Origin of the sequence: Bacillus sp. FSL R10-2201, from assembly GCF_038008665.1 — a bacterium.
Taxonomy (GTDB): Bacteria; Bacillota; Bacilli; order Bacillales; family Bacillaceae_G; genus Bacillus_A; species Bacillus_A mycoides.
The window spans coordinates 2,368,304-2,390,301 of record NZ_JBBOZP010000001.1 but is presented as its reverse complement, the minus strand read 5'-3'; the positions used below and the strand labels follow the sequence as shown (position 1 = coordinate 2,390,301).

The 21,998-nt window shown below is 32.7% G+C and carries 16 protein-coding genes and 1 pseudogene; 1 reads left to right on the top strand and 16 read right to left on the bottom strand.

The annotated features are described in order from the left end of the window. Positions 1-159: 159 nt before the first annotated feature. Both bla and NSQ69_RS12320 read right to left on the bottom strand, forming a co-directional pair. The gene (bla, locus tag NSQ69_RS12325) at positions 160-1,086 is read right to left on the bottom strand and encodes a class A beta-lactamase Bla1 (RefSeq protein WP_445661569.1); all 927 of its coding nucleotides are present in this window, start codon (positions 1,084-1,086) and stop codon (positions 160-162) included. Between the two features lie 437 nt (positions 1,087-1,523). Then, on the bottom strand, positions 1,524-3,659 hold the full coding sequence (locus tag NSQ69_RS12320; RefSeq protein WP_002168356.1) for a peptidoglycan D,D-transpeptidase FtsI family protein: 2,136 nt from the start codon (positions 3,657-3,659) through the stop codon (positions 1,524-1,526). A gap of 410 nt (positions 3,660-4,069) precedes the next feature. Here NSQ69_RS12320 and NSQ69_RS12315 point away from each other — a divergent pair, with 410 nt between their 5' ends. Then, positions 4,070-5,830 (top strand): peptidoglycan D,D-transpeptidase FtsI family protein, encoded by a 1,761-nt coding sequence (locus NSQ69_RS12315; RefSeq protein ID WP_341099287.1) that lies wholly within the window; start codon positions 4,070-4,072, stop codon positions 5,828-5,830. A gap of 11 nt (positions 5,831-5,841) precedes the next feature. Here the strand turns inward: NSQ69_RS12315 and NSQ69_RS12310 are convergent, their stop codons facing one another. The 14 genes and pseudogenes from NSQ69_RS12310 to NSQ69_RS12245 all read right to left on the bottom strand — a co-directional run bounded on the left by NSQ69_RS12310 (position 5,842) and on the right by NSQ69_RS12245 (position 21,586). Next, positions 5,842-6,669, bottom strand: a complete 828-nt coding sequence (locus NSQ69_RS12310; protein ID WP_033709119.1) for an SH3 domain-containing protein — start codon at positions 6,667-6,669, stop codon at positions 5,842-5,844. After that, positions 6,659-7,192: an RNA polymerase sigma factor gene (locus NSQ69_RS12305; RefSeq protein WP_002127457.1), complete on the bottom strand. Its 534-nt coding sequence runs from the start codon at positions 7,190-7,192 to the stop codon at positions 6,659-6,661. Before NSQ69_RS12305 ends, NSQ69_RS12310 begins: the two co-directional genes overlap by 11 nt. A gap of 203 nt (positions 7,193-7,395) precedes the next feature. Next, positions 7,396-8,076: a lipoprotein BA_5634 family protein gene (locus NSQ69_RS12300; protein WP_002127456.1), complete on the bottom strand. Its 681-nt coding sequence runs from the start codon at positions 8,074-8,076 to the stop codon at positions 7,396-7,398. 35 nt (positions 8,077-8,111) lie between these two features. Beyond that, positions 8,112-10,049, bottom strand: a complete 1,938-nt coding sequence (locus NSQ69_RS12295; RefSeq protein ID WP_341099286.1) for an ABC transporter permease — start codon at positions 10,047-10,049, stop codon at positions 8,112-8,114. Then, positions 10,024-10,794: an ABC transporter ATP-binding protein gene (locus NSQ69_RS12290; protein ID WP_002017024.1), complete on the bottom strand. Its 771-nt coding sequence runs from the start codon at positions 10,792-10,794 to the stop codon at positions 10,024-10,026. The genes NSQ69_RS12295 and NSQ69_RS12290 overlap by 26 nt, the downstream gene beginning before the upstream one ends. A gap of 128 nt (positions 10,795-10,922) precedes the next feature. Next, complete coding sequence (locus NSQ69_RS12285) at positions 10,923-11,909, bottom strand: sensor histidine kinase (RefSeq protein WP_002017026.1); 987 nt, start codon at positions 11,907-11,909, stop codon at positions 10,923-10,925. Between the two features lie 2 nt (positions 11,910-11,911). Continuing rightward, positions 11,912-12,616, bottom strand: coding sequence for a response regulator transcription factor (locus NSQ69_RS12280; RefSeq protein WP_016120219.1), 705 nt, complete (start codon positions 12,614-12,616; stop codon positions 11,912-11,914). A 483-nt stretch (positions 12,617-13,099) separates the two neighbouring features. Then, positions 13,100-15,073, bottom strand: coding sequence for a penicillin-binding transpeptidase domain-containing protein (locus NSQ69_RS12275; protein ID WP_341099285.1), 1,974 nt, complete (start codon positions 15,071-15,073; stop codon positions 13,100-13,102). Positions 15,074-15,524: 451 nt separating this feature from the next. Beyond that, positions 15,525-16,118 carry an SGNH/GDSL hydrolase family protein gene (locus tag NSQ69_RS12270; protein ID WP_002141809.1) on the bottom strand — a complete coding sequence of 198 codons (594 nt, stop codon included), beginning with the start codon at positions 16,116-16,118 and terminating at the stop codon, positions 15,525-15,527. Between the two features lie 169 nt (positions 16,119-16,287). Then, entirely contained in the window at positions 16,288-17,319 is a 1,032-nt protein-coding gene (locus NSQ69_RS12265) for a VanZ family protein (RefSeq protein WP_002168361.1), read from the bottom strand. A 162-nt stretch (positions 17,320-17,481) separates the two neighbouring features. Beyond that, a pseudogene (locus tag NSQ69_RS12260) lies at positions 17,482-17,613 on the bottom strand (Fic family protein); the annotation flags it as partial. An 89-nt stretch (positions 17,614-17,702) separates the two neighbouring features. Then, a complete protein-coding gene (locus tag NSQ69_RS12255; RefSeq protein ID WP_080017242.1) occupies positions 17,703-18,860 on the bottom strand; it encodes an acyltransferase family protein in 1,158 nt (385 codons plus the stop codon). Between the two features lie 142 nt (positions 18,861-19,002). Further along, complete coding sequence (locus NSQ69_RS12250; protein WP_002141806.1) at positions 19,003-19,518, bottom strand: transglycosylase SLT domain-containing protein; 516 nt, start codon at positions 19,516-19,518, stop codon at positions 19,003-19,005. 754 nt (positions 19,519-20,272) lie between these two features. Further along, positions 20,273-21,586 carry a D-alanyl-D-alanine carboxypeptidase family protein gene (locus NSQ69_RS12245; RefSeq protein WP_002185854.1) on the bottom strand — a complete coding sequence of 438 codons (1,314 nt, stop codon included), beginning with the start codon at positions 21,584-21,586 and terminating at the stop codon, positions 20,273-20,275. Between the last annotated feature and the right edge of the window lie 412 nt (positions 21,587-21,998).

Sequence of the window (21,998 nt, the reverse complement as noted above, 5' to 3'; positions counted from 1 at the left end):
AAATTTAAATTCCGGATACTTAATATATGTTCATATTTTTGCTTTTTTCCTTTTAATAATAAGAATACAAAAACGATTCTTTTCCCGCGAAAAAGAATCGTTTTCTAATTTTATACTTTCAATAACATCTGGTAAAGAAATGAGAATACTAAGATATTATTACCTAAGAGCATTGACTATAACTTCAGCTGCCTCTGCAATTAGTTGATTATCATAGGTAGCCTCTTTCTCATCTTTACTAGATAAAATTGCGATGATAATGGGTGCTCTATTCGGTGGCCAAACGATAGCAATATCATTTCGTGTCCCATAACTTCCAGCTCCTGATTTATCTCCAACTACCCAGTCAGTTGGTACGCCTGCACGAATAAGTTTGTCTCCTGTAGCATTTCCTTTCATCCACTCTGTAAGAATTTTACGTTTATCAGCTGGAAGTGCATTTCCTACCGTAAAAGCCTTAAGATTGGTAGCAATGGCTTTCGCCGTACTAGTGTCACGAATGTCTCCTGGAGTAGCTTCGTTTAACTCTGGCTCAAAGCGATCAGCCATAGTAACCCGATCACCCATCTGTCTAAGTGCTTTTTCATATCCTTTAGGTCCGCCTATTTTATTAAATAAAATGTTCCCGGCGGTATTATCACTGGAACGAACAGCCGCCTCTGCAATTTCCCCAAGTTTCATGCCTGTATCTACATGTTTCTCTGTAATGGGTGAATATTCCACCAAGTCGTCTTTCGTATAAGTGATAACTTCATTTAATTTCTCAGTTGAGTTTTGCTGTAGCAATACTCCTGCCGCTAATGCCTTGTAGGTTGATGCAAAGGCAAATCTTTCGTTAGGTCGATAAGCAATTGTTCGATTTGTACCAGTATCAATAGCATACACACCTAATCGAGCATCAAATTTTTTCTCAAGTTGAGAGAATTCTTTATACGTCGCATGATTTTTATGTTTAACTGGTCCGGTCTTTTCTTTCGCTTCAACTTGCAATGCCCCTCCTGTAAAAGCTTCTAGGCTTGTAAGACTTAAACCTAATATACCAACACATAAACCTATTTTTAACATCCTCTTGTTTTTCAAAATCATCATTCCTTTCAAATTTTCAATACTGAAAACAAGTAGTAAATTCAATACACTGTATCCTATTTGAACACCTGTTTTTATACGTACACATAATAGACCATCTAAGAAACAAGTTTGTTCCATAAAGTGAAACTTTAATCAGTGGGGGTTTTGTTCATTCCCCACTGATTATTAGCCCTCACCAATCGGGCTTTTACGGGCAGCCCGACTCCCGCCTAACTTCTTTGCTCCAGCTGAATTTTGAGGTGGGAGTTTTACTACCCGGCAAATAGCGGGATAAATTTAAAACCTTTTTAACTAGTAGCCAAGATATTAACAAAAGTAAGAGATAGCAACTATGATAGCCGCTATCTCTTATTTCAAATTTTCCTTTTTCTTTAACTTATAAAGGCTTTTATATAAACAGGGTCTCTTCCCCTGAGAAAAGTGCACAAATTTTACTAATTTTGATTCGAACTATCTGTACTAGCAGCTTCACCATGTATACGTTGCTTTTTTAAATCAAAGTATACATCTAAAATTTCCTTTCCAATTATAGAATTAATTCCATTTTTATCATCATGAAGCCATGGGACTACTACAGAAAATGCTACTTCTGGATTATCATATGGAGCATATCCAACTAATGTTAAGTTGTAACATTCCATACGTTCTCCTTTTGCATTTCTACCAATTGGATCATCTCCACCATATACAGTTTGAGCTGTCCCTGTCTTTCCTGCTGGTTTATATGGCGCATTTTTGAAATACTTCACGCCAGTTCCATCACCTTCTTGGAATACCCATCTAAAACCTTCTTTTATCCGATCAATATGTTCTTTCTTCATATCAACTCGATTTAATACGACAGGCTCTATAGAGCGTATAACTTTACCGACCTCTTCTTCTTTTATTGATTGCTCTCGTATTTCTTGTACAATTTGGGGTTGCATTCTATATCCACCATTTGCAATAGTTGAAATATATTGTGCCAATTGCAATGGCGTATACGTATCATACTGACCGATAGAAAAATCTAGTAAAAACCCAGGTTGACTATCTACTTTTCTCGTTTGCCCAATTATTTCATTCGGTAAATCAATACCTGTTGGGACACCTAGACCAAATTGTTTAAAATAATAACGCATTTTATCAAATGCTTCTTGTTTAATATCCAATGAACCATTTGGTACGTAATTAACTCCCGCAATTTTTAAAGCTGTCTGGAACATGTATACATTCGAAGATACTTGTAAAGCTCGTAAATCATTAACATTACCAAATCCGGATACATTCCATGATTTCTTGGCTTGTGTACCTTTAAATTTCATCGGTGCATCATAAAATTGATCTCCTGGCTGTATTGCCCCTGTCTCATATCCAGTTAATAACGTTGCGCCTTTTACAGCTGATCCTAGCTCATACGAAGTTGTCATGTTACCTAATGCCAAATCCTCAATCTCTATTTTCCCTTCTTTTTCTACAATCTTTTTGCCTGCCATAGATAAAATCTGTCCGTTATTCGGATTTGTCATGACGACAAACGCTCGGTCCAACAGTGGCTCTGAACTCTTAAAAGCTCTCAAATTTTTCTCTATACTTTCTTCCACTTTCTTTTGTAATTCCATATCAATCGTTAATGTTAAGCTACTACCACTTTTTCCTTTAGAGATTATTTCTGTGTTTATAATGTTTCCTGATTTATCAGTAATGTTTTTCACTTCTTCTTTTGTGCCGTGTAATACATCTTCATATCGTTGTTCAATATAACTTTTTCCTACACGATCATTACGGTTATATCCACGTACCAAATAAGAATCTAAGTTTTCTTTCGGTAATCCTTCTTCACTACTTGTAATATTACCTAACACGGAACGAAATAAATTACCATTTACATAATTACGTTCCCAATCAACTGTTGTATCTACTCCTGGAAACTCCGCAAGGTTTTCACTTATCCGCGCATATTCTTGATCTGTCACATCTTTTTTTATAATTTGTGGTGTCAGTTGATAACCTGAACTCATTTTACTTTTAATAGCTAACACCTTTAAATCTTGTGCTGTTAATTCTGCCAATTCTACTTCTGTAACGCGACTTCGTCTTAAGTCTTGAATTTTTTTGTCTAGTTCTTTTCCCTCTATTCCCTTTTCTTTAAACTTTCCTATGTCGTTTTTAGTAATCTTTGATTCCGCACGTTTCATATTCAATTGCATCCAAAAATCTTTTTTATCGATATCGGTTAATTTATTTATATCTTGCTCAGGCATTTCAAGTACCTTCGCCAAGTCTTTTGCTGTTTTTAAAATATCTTCACTCGTAATCCCCTTCACCCTTGTATACGTAATTGTGCGAAGAGATTTATTATTAACGACTGTTTTCCCTTCTCGATCTAGAATCTGTCCACGTGGGACTGGTATACTAGTTGTTTCATTTTGACTGTTTTCCACTTGGTTCTTATAAGCCTCTCCCTCAACGATTTGTACTTTTCCTAGCTGCATAATAATAGCTGAGAATAGTACAAATATGCAAAGGAACATTATATTCAATCGAATAGATATATATGTCTTCTGTTTCTTTACTTTTTGTTCTTTCATAAATCCTCCATATAATTCTTCAGGAAATCCTCACTAATACTTAGTAAATAAATATACTAAAAGCGTTCCCTATATATTAGAAACCACTATTCAGTTATAATAGTGTCTTATCTTTTTTGTTAAATCCTTGTAAGCATCCATTCCTTTTGGTTTAGCCGCGTAATTGATAAATCTCCCTTCCTGTTTTTTTCTCTATTTTTTTGTCGCCTGCATTAGAAATGCTAAACTGTATAATGACTCATATTAAACTTACACATAGACTTACTATTAACATGTACTTTTTTTCATACTGATTGTTCCTTTCTTCATGCTGTAATACTTAATAGACAACCTAAGTAATAAAGTTGTTCCACATTTACAAAAAAAATAATTAACTATAAGATGGAATAGGCTACATAAGGGAGGGTTATATGTTACATACGAAAAGATGGAGATTTTTTGCGGTTCTTTCTATTGGAAGTGTGATTTTACTAATTTTATTAAAAATCAACTTCATTTCAATTACTATCGCAACTTCTTCAGCTGAAAGAGGAAAAATTCTTGATCAAAATGGTGTAATACTAGCTACAAATAAGAAAGTTAAGTCTCTATATTGCACTTCTAATGATGAAAAACTATCGAATAAAGATACATCAAACACATTAGCTTTTTTCAATCAATTTTCAAACGAGTTTCAACATGACATTTCTACAGAGGACATAAAATCTCAATTACAACAATCCTGTAATAAGCAGACTATGAATGAAATATCCTTATACTCTGATATAAGTGAAAATGAAATTTCATTCATAAACAAGAATAAACCTAAAAATGTAGTGATCAAAGACGAATTCATTCGATATTATCCAAAGAACGAAATTGCTTCACAAGTAATTGGGTATGTAGAAAATGACCTTAATTCTAAGTATGGACCTGTTGGTAAAAGTGGGGTTGAGCTTCAATATGAAAATGATTTAAAAGGAAAACCCGGAAAAACTCTGATTTTTAAAATGAATAATAAAAAGTTCTTATGGAACATTCAAAAAGTACAAAAAGGAAAAGATGTCCGGCTAGCTTTAGACTCTAAATTGCAGCAAAAAACAGAGGAAGCACTAAGATCTCAAATTAAGAAAGTACCTGATGCTAATGCTGGTTATGCAGTAGTAACCGATGTAAAAACTGGCGCAATATTAACTATGGCCAATTCGGCAGTTTTTGATCCAAATATATTAAATACACATGTATCATCTAAAAAAGAAAACATTAAATCCCTTTCGCAAAATAAAGCAATTCAAAAATTAAAGTATGGTGAATCTTATGTAAATATGGCCTCTACTATAAAGCCACTTACTATTTTAATCGGATTAAACGAAAAGCTTTTTCAACCTGAGGATACATATTTGGATAATGGTAGTTTTCAGTATGATAATCAAAATAACATCACCAATGCTCCTGGAACACCAACAGGTGAAATTACACCGAGTCAAGCTATCATTAATTCATCAAATACATTTATGACAGCAAAAGTAGCTCTCCCCTTATTCAACCGAAATAATGGGAATATAGAAAAAGTAGCAAATATATGGACAGATTATTTAAAGCAATTTGGCCTTCGTTCTAAAACTGGTATTGATTTACCCTTTGAAGAAGACGGGGAATATGAATTTCACCCATCTAATAAGTTTGAAAATGGAATCTCCGCTTTATTAAATGCTTCTTGGGGAGGAAATGAAGTGCATACCCCTCTTCAACTCGCTCAATATGCAGCAACTTTGGCAAGTAAAGGTGATAAATATAAACCTCAAATCGTAAGTGCTATTATTGGTCAAGACGATAAGGAAACAAAAAAGTTTAAACCACTCTTAGAAAGTTCAAATCGTTATCCTATGAAATTTTGGAGTGTCGTGCAAGGTGGGATGAGTCAAAATATAGAGGAGATTAAAAACTTGTCCTTTCATGTCGCGGGTAAAACAGGGATAACTGGCTCTCCGAACGAGCAAGAAAGAATGATAAATCATTCTCTTTTCATTGCATATGCTCCTACCGAAGATCCAAAAATTGCTATTTCTGTCGTTATTCCTGGTAGTAATTCGGAAAAAAATATTGCTGCTCTCGTTACATCAGAAATTTTAGAGTGCTGGAATTCACTTCAAAAAAAGGATAAAGATAAAGAGGAAGGTTCATTAAAGTGAACCTTCCTCTTTTACCATATAGAATCTATATTCGTTATTTCCCATATGCCTTCATCATTCTTTTCAAATATGAAAGAATATTTAATATCAGTTAAAACATACTCTTTTTGTACATATCCAGTATAACCGTTAATTGTCGATATTTTTATATATCCATCATTCAGCGCTTTTTCTGGAATCAAAGCTTTTACCATTTCATTAGATACTTCATATAAAACTTGTGATTCTCGTTTTGGTTCAGCTAAAATTTTCGTTTTATTTCCAGTAACAGTTGCATATATAAAATGCGATTGCTTTGGTTGGTTACTTTCTGTCAATCCACTTGGTACTTTGTATGCTTTCTTTGTATCATTTGCAAATTCTCCCCCCATTGTAAGAGCGACTTGCAACTCATGAAAAATATCCTCATCAAACTTCAATTCATCCTTCTGATAACTTTTCCCTTTAAATAGAACTTCATCATTTAACGCTCTATACAGGTCATTTTCATTTTTTGAATTTGTACTTCGATATAACTCATTCATAAATTGTTTTAATGATGGATCTTGAGCAGACTCATCTTTTGTTTTAGGCTTAATTTGAGTACTACTTTGTACCGGTGATTTATTATCATCAAGCCAAGGTTGTTGAACAATAAAAAATAACATTGTACAAACCAAAACTACTACAATAGGCAATGCTTTTTTACGAAATGGTCTCTTGTATGGTACAGAGTCTACTTCACTATTTTGGTATATCGATTGCTTTATTTTATAAATAAATGCTTCTTCATCTTTACGACGCTCCATTGGTCCATTTTTTAATTTGCTATACCAGTCAGGATTTTTTTTACTGTTCATCACTTCTACCCTCCCCTATTAATTTTGAAACTTTACTTCTTGCTCTGCTTAACCTAGATTTGACTGTTCCAATGGATACACCTAATGTTTCAGCCATTTCTTCATAAGATAATTCATATTTCGCGTCCAATATTAGTATTTCGCGGTGTTTTTTAGGTAGTTTTAATACAACATCCCACACATCATTCATTTCCTCTTGATTAAAAAATTCTTGTTCTGCCGATGGAGATTGCTTATCGTCACTAAAAAATCCCACTAAAGATATCCTTTTAAAATAAGAGGATTTCAAATAGTTTATTGCCGTATTTCTTGTAATTTTTAATATCCACGTTTTAATAGATGACTCCTTTCGAAACGAATTCCAATGTTTAAAAACCTTAATAAATACATCTTGTGTGATGTCATCTGATAAGTGTGGATCTTTCGTAATAATAAATGAATAATTCCATACATCTTGCCAATAGTCTTTTATAACATAGTCAAGCTCATCATGATTACATTTTTCAATAAACTTCTGTTCCATTTCCACACCTCAAACTTATTTGAATAAACATAAAGCTGCCCTCACTTTTAATATGGTTTCAATATATAGACATGATACAAGTTTCATTTGTTCCATTGTTTATCTTTTTTTTCGACAGATGATATTTCTAAAAAAATGTAATAAAAAAGACCAGGATAAATTCTTAAAATCATCCTGGTTTTTCTGTATTAAATATATTTTCATTATTTTTTTATAATAGAAACCGCATCTAATACATCCACTTGACTCCCCATAGTTTTAGTGAGTTTTTTCCATTCAGTTTCTGCTTGTACAGCCGTAACATCATCTGTGTTATATGGTCTATCTTCACCATACGATTTATTGAAATGAAGGATTTCCATTGATGTTTCATTTACAGGGATTTGATTGAAAGTAGTATTGTCAACAATTACAATCAGCTCCTCATAATCTGAATTACGATAGTGACCAAACCAAGTATCGCTAGCATACTGGACTTCTATTTTCTTTTCATTAATTGTTAATTCCTTAATTTTTTTATTTTTCTTACTAGCCAATAATACAGCTTTACCTTTTGGAGCTGAAGGTAATGACTTTATTGGATCTGAACTCCATACTTCATTATCATTATCTGATTCTCTCAACACACCTATCTCAACCATCTTCTCTGCAGTTTTTCGTTCCATAATTAATAGTTGTTTACCGCCAGTTTCTGCTTTTTTCACTTTATATAAAGTGTTGGTCTTAATTTCACTTTTATGTTGACTTACTATTTCTTTTAATGATTGTTCTTCCCCAATCAATAAAGCGGCATTCCTTGGTTCTTCTTTCTTTCCAAAAGAACAAGCCCCTAACATAGAAATTGATACAACTCCTGCCATACACACTTTCATTACTTTTTTCATTTCTTTTTCTCCTCTTTGCTTGTTTTATCAATACGTTACATGATTTTTTTATATAACCGTTGTAAATAACGCCAACGGACAGTGAAAAAGTACACACTTTGAATGGATATAAAGGCTAGTATAATTAAAATGGACATCTTTAAAACAGAGAAGTCAATTAGCTGTTGCAAGGCTATAAAAGCGACACCACTATGAATAATCGCTATAATTAAAGGCAAGAAGAACATTAACGTAAGCTGACGCGTTACGATTTTCTTTAGCTCTCTTCTACTTAGACCGACCTTCGCAATCATTTCATATTGTTGTTGTTCCCGTTCTAAATCTGCATATAGTCGGAAATATAAAAGACTGGCTGCGAACGTAAAGAATACGATCCCTACTAATACACTGACAATAAGTAAAATACCGTTCTCTTGTTTCGAAAAAATCCATTCAGAATACAATGCTTTAAAATAATGATGTGCTTGCACCAAATTATTATTACCCATTGTTGCTTCTAATTTTTTTGTAACCACTCTTGATTTCTCCCAATTTTCCACTACAAATCCATATTGACTTTTCATTACGTAAGAATCATCTTCTGTCTTTCTATTTGGGATTTTATCGTACAAAGAATCCGAAACAACAATAATAGCTCCAATTGTATTTGGGAGAACTATATATGGGACCGCCTTCTTGACCTGAAGAGACATCTCCAAGTTTTCCTGTACTACATCTATTTTCTCAGGTATATCCTTTCCTCTTGCATACTTTTCTTTTTGCGAAACTATTGATGGTACTATGATTGTTTGTTGATCATTGTCTAACTTTTCCATTTCATATCCGAAGATTTTTGCAAACTTGTTATACTCTGATACTTTGATTAGCACTAAATTATTTTCCGTGAATTTTGGATTCGTAACCGCTACCTGATAAGAAAAATTTGAACGAGTGAGTTGTTTTTTTATTTCTGTAATGTGCTCTCCTTCTTGGGGATTCTCGCCTAACGAGGTATAGGTAAATGCAAATGGATTGATCATCTCCGTTAATCCCTTATTTCCCATTGCTAAACATGTACCAATTCCTGTGAAAGCCACCGCGGAAACAATCGCTAGCATAAAGAACATAGTTGCATTATCCTTCATACGATAAGCCAATTCAGATATGGTAAGTAGGTTCGTTTTATTAAAAAATACAGTGTCTTTTTTCTTTAAGACACGTATTACATACACGCTCAACTGTGAAAATAGAAAATATGTCCCTACCACTACAAAAACTACTCCTCCAAGTAAGTAAGGCATAATGAAGTTTCTTTCTAGTACGAAATAGAACACACATCCATACCCTAACCCAATTAATAATACGGAAAGGAATGCTAATGCTTTTGATGCCTTTGGCTCTGGTTTTGGCTTTTCCTCTGATTTCATCAAATCAATTAACTTGTTTGCTTTTACCATTTTAGAAGTAAACAACGAAATGACTAGAAACAGAATCAAAAATGCGCCAGTTGTCGTAAAGACAGCTTTTATAGGAACGTAAAAAGGAAGCCCCTTATCAATCGCTAATATATTTTCACTTGCCAATAAATTGAGCTTTGAAAATATCAAACCAATTAAGATACCAAATGTAATTGAAGCGACTCCAATTAACATATTTTCTAAAAAAATTAATTTATTTAACTGCGCCGGTGTCATACCATGCATGATTAAAATTCCAAATTCTTTTTTTCTTGTTTTTAAAAAAGAACTCACCGAATATAAAAGAAAGAAGAATGAAAATACAAAAATGAGATATTGAGAGATTTGCATCCCCATTGTTCCTAAAAGGCCCATTGTTTTACTTGTGGAGGCTAGTTCTCCTTGTAAATCAGGATGAAAAAGTAAGAGTGAATATGTGAAAAAAACCATAACTGAAAATGAGCTACTTAGAAAGTGTGCAGCATAAGTCCGCTTACTTCGAATGATATTATTAAAAGCGAATCTTTGAAAAGTCATGCTTACGGCCTCCTAGTAATGCAAGTACATCTATAATTTTTTGATAAAACATTTGTTGGTTTTCTCCGTTATAAATTTCGTTATATAATTTTCCATCTTTAATAAATACAACGCGATCACAAAAACTTGCAGCCACTGGATCGTGCGTAACAAGCATCATTGTTGCATCTTGTTCTTTATTTAATCGTTTTAATAACTCCATTACATCATTAGCCGCTTTTGAATCTAAGTTTCCTGTCGGCTCATCTGCAAGTAATAATTTAGGTTTATGAATTAGAGCACGTGCAATTGCTGTTCTTTGTGCTTGTCCGCCCGATATTTCATATGTTCGTTTATTTAATATATCTTGAATGCCTAATTTTTCTGCAATACCTTCTACACGCTGATTCATATCCTCAACTTTAGTACCATCTAACGTCAGAGGAAGAACAATATTTTCTTTTACAGTTAATGTTGTAAGAAGATTGAATGCTTGAAACACAAAACCTAATTCACGTCTTCGAAATAATGCCAGTTCATTTTGAGATAATTGATATGGATTTTCTCCATTAATCAATATTTCTCCTGATGTGGGAGAATCAATAGTAGAAACCATGTTCAACAAAGTAGTTTTTCCACTTCCTGATGGTCCCATTATTCCTACAAACTCCCCTTTTTTCACACTCAAATTAATGTCGGCGAGCGCTTCATAAGATACCTTTCCTGTATAGATTTTACTCAGTTCACAGACCTTTAATATTTCCATATCGTTTTGCTCCTTTTTATCTTTTAATAACCTAAGTTTATCTAAGCGTCCCTTCTTCTCATATCGATTAACCTTTCATATATCTAACAGGTCTGCAATATTTCTGAAAAATCAAACTAAACACCATTCTAACGATTTGCATAAGGGAAAATAATACAGATTGTTGTTCCTTTTCCTACTTCCGACTTTATTTCAATATCATGTTCCAATCTTTTTATAATATTTTTCACAAGATATAATCCCATCCCAGTAGATTCCTTAAATTTCCGACCGTTTATTCCCGTATAAAATGGGCGGAATACTCTCGGGAGGTCTTCTTTTGGAATTCCCACACCATGATCGTGTATTTCAAGGATTACTGAGCGCTCTTCTTCTAATGTAGTAATAGTAACGTTTTTTCTACTTCCTGCTGAATACTTAATGGCATTGGATATCACTTGATGAATAACAAACCGAAGCCACTTTCTATCGGTTTCTACCATAATAGTTTGTTTTACTTTTACTTCTGGATAAACATAGCTACGGATAAACAGACGTTTATTTTCACGGATTACTTCTTGAACGATTTCCTGTAACGAAACTCTTTCCACATAAAAATCTTGCTCAAACGTTTGTAATCGCGCCATATATAAGACCATTTCTAATCCGTACTGCATTTGATCTACTTCTTCCACAATACTTTCAAAAACCTCCCCATTCTCTTCTTGTGTGATCAGTTCAATAACTGATAGAGGCGTTTTCATCTGATGCACCCATTGATTAATAAATGTAAGGTGCTCTTTTTGTTTATATTCCCAAGTCTTTAACTGTTGATGATATTGACTGTATTGTGTCTTTAACACACGCTGAAGTGCTACTGATAATGGAGTGGAATCGAGTTCTTCTAAGGAGTCCTCTAATGTTTCAGAAGGGTTGGATAATTTGTTATAAAATCTACGATGGCTAAAGTAGCGATAAAGTAAAAACGCAATTAAAAAGCATCCTCCTAAAAACACACTATATAACGCAGTAGATAAGTGGTTATATCCATCCAGCCAATAAACAGTTAGAACGACAAATAGCTGAATGATTGAGAAACAGATGAAAGGGATATGTTCACGTAAAAATAAATTCATTATTATACCTCATCATTCTTCCAAGTTATTTTCAAACGATATCCAGCACCACGAACTGTTTCTAATGCATTTTTTATTCCGATTTCCTCTAATTTTTTTCGGACACGTGTAACATTTACACTTAACGTATTATCATCTACATACGTATAGTCATCCCAAAGTTTTTCTAAGATTTTCTCTCGACTAACAATACTAGGAGATTGTCGTAAGAGAGTTTCTAGTAAAGCAGTTTCTTTTTTTGACAGTATACACATGCTATCATTTAGCTTTAATTCCATTTTTTCTGGATAAAGTATTAAACCGGATTGCTGAACAACTCTTTCTTCCGCTTTCGGTGCGTATTCTCCGTAAATTCTTCGAAGATGACTTCGGATTTTTGCCATTACAACTTCATAATGAAACGGTTTAGTGATATAATCGTCTGCACCATGTTCAAGTGCCATAACTTGCTCCATCTCTCCACTACGTGCTGATATAAATATAATGGGACAAGTAGAGACCGTTCTAATTTGTCGGCACCAGTAGAAACCATCAAAACTCGGTAAATTTACATCTAATAAAACTAAATCAGGTTGAATTTTTTCAAAGTTAGCCAAAATATTTTCAAAATCCTCTGTAATATTCCCTTCATACCCGTACTTATTAATATGGGATTGAAGTAGTTTAGAAATTTTTTGGTCATCTTCTACAATCATAATTTTATACATATATTAAGCTCCTTTTATTTATCTTTTCCGACAAAAGACTCCCTTCTCAGTGTCCGTAGGAATCTCCCTCTTCAAACATGCCGCAAGGTTGTTAAGTGGGACTAGTTAAAGTATATGTTTATTATCTGTAAGAATATAAAATATACTTTTATCTTTTAGTATAAAGAAATTCCCCTCTTACTTATATTGAATAACCTTACTTCAAACTAACAGCTTTGTAATATTTCTGAAAATAAAGTTAAGTATAATAGCTCTTATTTTTTAAATTTCAATTATCTAATTTAACATTTTAAAATTTGTTGTTTTATAATTTTCAAATAAAAAATAATCGTATTTAATTGTGTAAAAAACACGTAATTAAATACGATTATTAAAATCATAAAATCTGCGTTTAGACATAAATTAACCGATTCCTAATATAATCTTGAATCGGTAAGGTTTGTATATTTACTAAAGGAGTAAATTTCACCTTCTAATTAAGTATTATTTCTGAAAAACATGTTTTATTTTTTCACCTGGAACGTTGCTCCCACCTCTTCCTTTTACATCTTCAATCATCATGGTAACAATCATGTTTGGCGCGCTTGCATCGAAAGCTGCAAACCAACCAAGTTCTTTACCCTCTGCTTCTTTCGATTCTTTCAGTTCTGCTGTACCTGTCTTACCAGCGAGAGTTACACCATCAACTTTAGCAGTTCTCCCAGCACCATCAGGATCATTAATAACCTTTATTAACGCACTTTTTAATATCTCTTGATTCTTGGTAGAAATCACATTTTCTTTCCAATTTCCCGCTGCTTTTGTTTTTTTTATAAGATGCGGTGACGGAATGTTACCCTCATTGACAATCGGTGCATAAGTCAATGCTAAATGAAGAGGTGTCATTAATACTTGTCCTTGTCCGTACCCCGTGTCTGCTAGTTGAATATCATTTTTTATCCCATCTTTTGCAATGATTGAAATAGGGAATTCGTATTCAATTGGTAATTTTTCATGAAATCCGTATTTCTTAAATTCATTTACATACTGATCTTTTCCTATTTTCAAAGCTTGTTGAGCAAAATAAATATTATCAGAGTACTTCATTGCCTTATCAAAATCAACTGGACTAGCATCCTTCACACGTGTTACATAATAATTTCCCCAAGATGAATCTTTTGTCCACTTTAATCCTTGAATTTTAAATTCTTCCTTAGGATTTATTGTGTTTGTTTCCAAACCAATTGCACCTGTTATCGTTTTAAATACGGAACCTGGTACAAATGCTTGTGTGAAGCGATTCATCATTGGCAGTTTCGAGTCATTATTCCATGCTTCCCGTTGAGCTTTTGATGCTCCTCTAACTATTGTATTTGGATTATAAGCAGGGCTACTTACAAGTGCGATTGTTTCACCCGTTTTAGGATTGACCGCTGCACTAGATCCTGCTTCATTTTTCATCTCATTAAAGATTTTTTCTTGAATTGCAGCATCAATAGTTAACGTAACATTTTCCCCTTTTTTTGCTTCTTGTTTTGCTACGTTTTTAATCTCTTTCCCGTTCTCATCTTCCATAAATACGCGTCCACCCTTTTCACCACGCAATTTATTCTCTAATACTTTCTCTAAACCTGTCTTACCCACTAAATCATCTGCTTGATAACCTTTTTTTTGAAGCGATTTTAACTCCTCTGCATTTACCTTTCCTATATATCCCGTTAAGTGTGCCGCTGCTTCTCCTAATGGATACGTACGAATATTTACTGGGCGAGATGAAACTCCTTCTAATTCAATATAATCATTCTGTCTGGTTCCCTCTTTTAAAATACCAATTGGTACAAGGGAATCTGGTTTTATCCATTTCGCTGCGAGCTTTTGATTGATCTCTTCTATAGACATATCAAGTAATTGTGCTACTATTTCTTTCGTTTGCGCTGCCGTTTCACCTAGTTTCTCTGGAATAATTCCAACTTCAGTCGCTTTACCATTCGTTGCAAGCCCTTTTCCATTTCGATCATATATTTCTCCGCGTTTTCCTTGCTCTGTTTGCATACGTACTTTGTAATCTTTTTTCATACCTGGGAAAATGAAGTCTGGTGTCCAATCTATTTTCCAAGATTCCTTATCTTTATCTTTCACGAGTTTTGCTTCATGGATGAATGAAACTGTTCCTCCATCCGTACCCATATTAACTTCAAAAAGAAAAAGTTCTTTATCTTTAGTATTCTCTCCTTTCGTTTTAATTTTTAAATTCTTAACTCCAATACCCTCATAAATTTTTTGATATTTCTCTGTGAACTCCTTTTTAGAAATCGTTTTTTTTGCATGTTCTGATAAATAATCATACATATTTGTAAATTTTTTATCATTCCATAAATTGATATATTCTTCAAATGCTTGTTTTGGCGGCTCATCTTTATTGCATCCTACCAACATAACTCCAAAACAAAAGAAAAGCAGCATCCATATTTTTTTCAATTCAATCTTCTCCCTTAATTAAAAATGATTATTCCTTTCTAAATATGTTAAATAAAAAATGTTTTAACGCTTAATAGACAGTGTAAGTAATGAAATAGTTCCACATTTACAAAAAATTTAAATTTATGGTTAAGCTGCATTCAAAAAGGGAAGATTTTAAGATTCTTACAAACGACGAATATATTTAGCGAACGTTATCATTATTAGTGTTGTTTTAACAATTCATTTAAAATACCTTTTAGTTCATTTTCGCCAATTTCATCTTTTTTCTTTATAGATTATTGATACAAAAAAAGAATCCTTATACTAAGGATTCTGCAACAGAAAATAACAAAAATATAAACAATAAAAAGAATTACTTAAAGTATAATTTATAGGCACTCTATATCCTTCTTTTTCGCACCAAAAACCCCTGTACAGCATGCGACAGGAGTTTAGGTCATTCTACAGCTTATTTAAAAGAGTCATGTACAGGCAAACTACTAAAAATCAATTCAGCAACTTTTACATATCCTTTTGAGTTTGGATGAATTAAATCCGTAGACCAAAGCGTATTGTCATTAACTAAATGATGATTCCAAAAGTCAACATGATGAAGCTTATACTCTCTACTCAGTGAAAGTATAACTTCATTTGCCTCTAATAATTGTTCTTTTAATACTTGTTTTTTTTCAGAAGGAAATGGAAGCCTAACAGTAAAATCTGGAAGGTTTGCTATAATAATATCAGCATCTGTTTTACTTAATGTATCTATCATAAATTCCATATCGTTCTTATATGCATGATGATTCCAACGTCCTTTTAAAACATCGTTTGCACCTGCAATTAGACTAACCAAATCTGGATTAAAAGTTAATGCCTGTTCCAATTGCTGTGAGCGAATTTCTTTAGTTACTAACCCACGTTTTGCAAAATTAGCATATTTTAAATCATCTACACACAGTTGCACAAAATGATCTACCCAGCTTTTTAATGCTATTCCCTCAACTTCATCCCCTATCCCCTCTGTAAAACTATCACCAATCGCTACAAATCGCTTCCACATATATAGTCCCCCTTTTTTGTTATTCATATCTACACTATACAATAGCCCACAGCGTAATTGTTCTTCTTAAATGTTTTTCAATTTCAATTAAATTCCATAGGAGGTTTTTTAAATGAGCAAGAAAACTCGATTAAACTATTTCACATGAACAAAAACATGAAAATCTACGTTATCTTCTCGCAGAAATAGGTTGAGACCAACTATCTTTCCCATTATCATTTAAGCGTACTTGAAAAACATATATAGGTTGAGAAAAGCCTTTTGTATCAGCGTAGTAATCTATATTATAATCTGTAATGACTAATGTATCACCTGCTTTGAAAGATATTATTGGATCAAAGTCTCCTTGTTTTAGTTTTTGAAATACTTCTTTGGGAGACAGAATTTCGACATCTCGAATATGTGATTTTTTTGTAACTGGCTCATTGTCATTAGGCATTTTTGTAATTTCCTCTTTGTAAACAGGCATTTTATTACCTTCGTCTTTTAACTCTATTGATGTTTTTATAGTGACATCAGTCATGTCTGTTTTTGTAATGGGATCTAAAGGCATATTCCCAAATTCCTTCATTTGATACGAAATCATTATTCCAAGTGCAACAAAACTTACTGTAATCGGAAGAAATAAATATGTGGTCATTTGTGTATCTGGTTCTTTTTTCTTCAACAATATAAGAACTATATTTAACATAGAATATCCTAGCATCATTCCTAAAGTATTATGAAGTAAATCGGCTAGTTCCATACTTCCACGTTGCATTATAAATTCAAGGATTTCAATCAATAAACTTGCTATAATTGAGCTGATTAACATCCATTTTGTTTTTTGAAAAACATTACTAAATAAAGGTAATAAAATTCCTAACGGAAAAAGCATACCTATATTCACAATGATATGGAAAAAAGAAGAAAATGAAAAGGTATTCCATGCTTTTTTATAAACACTAAGTACATCAAAGTCAATTGTTCTTGCAAAAGTTATATCATCTGGACGACCAAATGAAGTAGCTGATAATACAAGGGAATAATATCCTATTATCAATATAAACAATATAACTTGTTGTACGGTAAATTCCCCCCCTCCTTTACATACCTTTTTGTATACTACAAAGTAGCTAAAAACAAAAATGAGTAGTAACAAGAATGTGAGTTGTATTGTAGGAATTGCAAAGGTAACAAGTAGTTCGGAAATAAAATTCATTTTACACCTCTGTTTTTACGAATAAAATATTCAATAGTTTTATATAACATTTTAGATATAGATAGCGATGTGTTGTTACCCCTAATAATTATTAATACAGAATTAAACCTGTATACATTGAGCATTTCTCCCTCCTGAAACCAGCTTTATTTGACCAAGCAGCTACAAGGAAACTAGCGTTTTACTAATTGTACTTTCGGCTATGTCTGGAAAAACGTTACGAAGATTCTCTTTAGTAAGAGGATTTTTGGAGTTAAGTATAAAATTAAAAATTTGTTCAATTTTAGTATATTTATATAGAATCCGTACTTGACCGATTCCTAATATACTTAGGAATCGGTCATATTCGTATATTTACTAAAGAAATAAAATTCCTTCAAGCATTACACTTTTTTTCGAAAATTTGTTGTTCTTTGTTTTGCCCAGTTGATACATTTTTTTTCAATTAAATGATAAGAAACTATAGAAAAAAGTATTGTCATTGAAATACACAAAGCAAGAAGGAAAAAGATAGGTATCTTTGTATACAAAAGTTTAAATAGTACCATCATGATTGGAAAATGACACAAATAGATACTGTATGAAATTTCTCCTAAGTATACAAATACACTCTTATTTAAAAATGCTTTCACTTTTAGGTTACTCATGGCCATTATTATAAATATACTAACACCGATTACGACACCCCAATCTTTTAATAAGAAAGTAGTATCATTACGGGAAAAACCATAAATTAAAATGGAATATAAATATAGAATAATCCCTAATGCAATAAGAAATCCTTTATTAAATTTTTTCATATTCCTATATAAGTAGATAAGCTTTTCCTGATGCTTAAAAAGTAACATTCCAACCATAAACATCGATGTGAAATGCAGTGTATCGGCATAACCATTATAAAATCCCTCTGCTTTCCCTATATGCAACATATTAAGGAAAACACTAATTAAAGAAAAGCTCAAAGCAAATAGTATCGTTTTCTTCCAACTCAGTTTATAAAAAAGAAGGAATAACAACGGAAACACAATAGATATACGCATTTCTTGAGCCAATGACCAGATAACTGGATTATAATTTTCCGTAAAAAAGTTATTAAGAAGCACAAAATGGTTTATAATATCTATTTTTGTTATAGACCCTTGCCACCTATCATAGAACCAATCCCGTAGTCCAGCCACTTCATACGGCGAGAACAAAATAAATAAAGCAAAGGTAATGATTATCCAAAAATAATAAGGAATATAGATTCGTACAAATCGCTTAATTAAATATCCCCAATAATTTGTTTTTGAATGATAAAGTGCCATAGATAACACAAAACCACTTAGTACATAAAAAACGATTACAGCTTCCCCGCCAGCCCATAAAAACCTAAGCGGGGAAAATTTAATAGAATTAGGCAACGATGGTAGCATTAAACAAAAATGTCCAAATACCACTGTAAGTGCTGCTAACCCTCGCATGGAATCTAATTCTTTTATTCTCTTACTCATAAAATGTTCTCCTTGTAAATTGTAGATTTTGCTGTTAATAAAGGCCACTATACTATTGTAGTGGGAGAATTATACATATTGTTTCTTTAAATTCCTAATATAAGCAGTACAAAGTCAATCTATGTATCTGTTTTAGGAAACTTTCGTATTTAGGCATAAGTTATATAATAATAGAAAGAAAAAAGAAATTTCATTCTATAAAATCGTATTGTCGTTTAGAAAACATTTTAAAACTGTTTTCTAAACCCTCGTTATAGTCTGTCTGCTTATTTGTCCATTGAACACCCTTATTCCCAGGCCACCCTGAGGTATTAGCAACATATTTTAATAGCTCTGGTCCTTTTAAATTTTGCTGTAAACCACGGTTATATGCATTTATCATATTAGATATTGCAATTCGAGTATTGGTTTCTGCATTTTTCAAATCTTCGTTCGTTAAATCTTTAGGTGCTAGTCCACCTCGATGAAGCTGAAACAGTCCAAATGATGTGCCCTGATCTCCAATTGCGTTTCGATCAAACTTACTTTCATGGAATGCAATAGATAAAGGAATCCATGGCGGTATACCATGCTCTATTGATATTTGTTGAATCGTGTCTCTTACTTTAACTCGGTTAGTATGATGGTCATATGCGTATTTTGTAAGATATAGCCCTCCTGTTAAAACTAAAATAAATACTCCACTTTTTATTAATGTCCCTCTCATCGACGTCACCTCAATTGTCAGTATCAAAGATTGTCACTAGTAATCCTATCTTTTGGGGATATTAACTCGTAATCATGTATCATCTTGTTATTGTTTGTTTCATTAATTACCGATTTTCAGGTGAAATTATTAGGGGGTTCCCTCCATATAACATTCGCTTTTATCACTTTCGGTACAATTTACTTTTGTATGGGAGAGCGTTTTCTCTGTATGGTACCGTACTTTTTTCTCGAATACCTTGCTTTTTTATTCGATTGAAATTAAAGAATAACTATATACATAGGGATAAACACTATAAAAAGATACTTAAATTTCTTTAAAAAATTCATTTTTCGGCCTCCATTTCTTTATATAATTAATTTAAAACAAAATATTTAATAAGAAGAAAAGATTTTATTAAATTTTTATAAAATTTAATAACAGGAATAAGTACCAGGTATTTATTTTTATTGTCACTTGATGGAATAATGAATGTGTTTTCATCATGTAACTTTATTAAACTAGCCTTGCACCAGAACCCTTTGAATCGAACAATTCATAATAAACGCCATCCTTTCTGTATATTTCTACAAAAAGAATAGCGTTTTTTGATTATATGGATACAAATTTATCTTAGCTTGATTGCAATACCGAAAGTTCCGAAGAACCAGATTTGAGAATTAATGCAATCTTCCATTCCAAGCCATCCACATAAGAATCTATAATACTTTGAAACCTTTTATTTCAGGCTAATATTTAGTTTTATCCTACAAAGTTAGCCTTTTACTATATCAACCGCACTATTCCACATACCGCTAAAGAAAGATCCTATTTCGCGCATAAAACGTGTAAACCAATTTGCTTGTTCTACTTCAGATTTTGTTACAAGGTCTACTTGTAATGATTTACCTGATAAGAACCCAGGATCTGTAATATCTTTAGGCGATATAATCATTTGACTAATTGTTACACCTTTTTTAATAGGCGCTTCTTGTTCTTTATTCGATACTTTAAATTCTTTTTTATAAACGTCTTTGTTGCCCTTTGGCATTGGAAGTGAAACAGCTTGCTTCGTTTGAACAACTATATCTTTGTCCTTTGCATTTGCTACTCGCACTGTTTCATGACCTTTTACTACTGAATCTTTTCCATAGACCTTCTTCACTTCAAAATTTGCAAATCCATAATCATATAATTTCTTTGTTTCATCAAAACGTGCTGTATGAGAGTTTGCTTTTATAACTACAGAGATTAGACGCATACCGTTTTTTTCTACTGTACCAGTAAAACAATCTCCGGCTTCTGGAGTAGTTCCTGTTTTTAACCCATCTACACCTTCGTATTGCTTAATTAAGCCTTTTAACATCCAGTTAAAGTTCGTCATATCAATCGGATACTTGCCACCCTTTTGGAATGTTTTTTTAGGGATTTTTGCTGTATCTAATATTTTCGGGAAATCTTGAATAAGACGTTGTGCTAAAATCGCACAATCTCTTGCGGACATTTTATTTTTCTCGTCTGGAGTTGTCCCTTCTGGGTGATGTCCTTTTAAATCATGGTTTGTTAAACCTGTAGAGTTTACAAATTTATAATTTTTCATTCCAAACTCTTTTGATTTATCGTTCATCATTTTCACGAAATTGACTTCTTTTCCAGCAATCTCTTCAGCTAAAGCAATTGTTGCACCGTTTGCAGAGTAGATTACCATTGCCTCATATAACTCTTTGACCGTATAAGAGCCACCATTTTCTAATGGAACGTTTGATAATGAGCGATCTTGCGAAATCTTATATGCATATTCAGAAATTTTAACTTTTTGATCCCATTTAAGTTTTCCTTTATCCACCGCTTCATGAACTAAGTATTCACTCATCATTTTTGTCATACTAGCAATTGCTAATGATTCATCTGCATTTTTTTGATATAAAATTTTCCCGGAATTTGCTTCTACTAAAATTGCTGATCCTGCTTCTACGTCTATAGCAGGAACTGTTTCCGCTGATGCTCTTCCAAATGTAACGGCCATGCTACAAAATAGTGTAAGCACTGTTACTATTGTAATAAATCTCTTGCAAAACATACTTTTCACTTCTGTTACCTCCAATATCTTTGTACTCAAAAAAACGTTATTTTAACATAATCCTCCAAAAAATAGACAGCGTTATCAAATTCTATATACATATAAGACATTAGAACCACTTTCATATAGACCATCTCATCCCACCCTTTTAGGCACACTGACACTTAGTGTTCCCACACATATCCCTCTTTTTAATACCTTTGTATTTTTCGAAATGATCTGTACTTTCATATCTTTTAGGATTACACTTAATAGACAATCTAAGTAATACATTTGTTCCACATTTATAAAAAAATAAAACCAGTGTGCCCCGGTTGAATACCAAAACACACTGGTTGCTAAATTTACTATCGTCTCTTACATTATTCATATCAATGAACTTCCCCTTTATTCGATTAATCACTTTATAATAATAAATCAA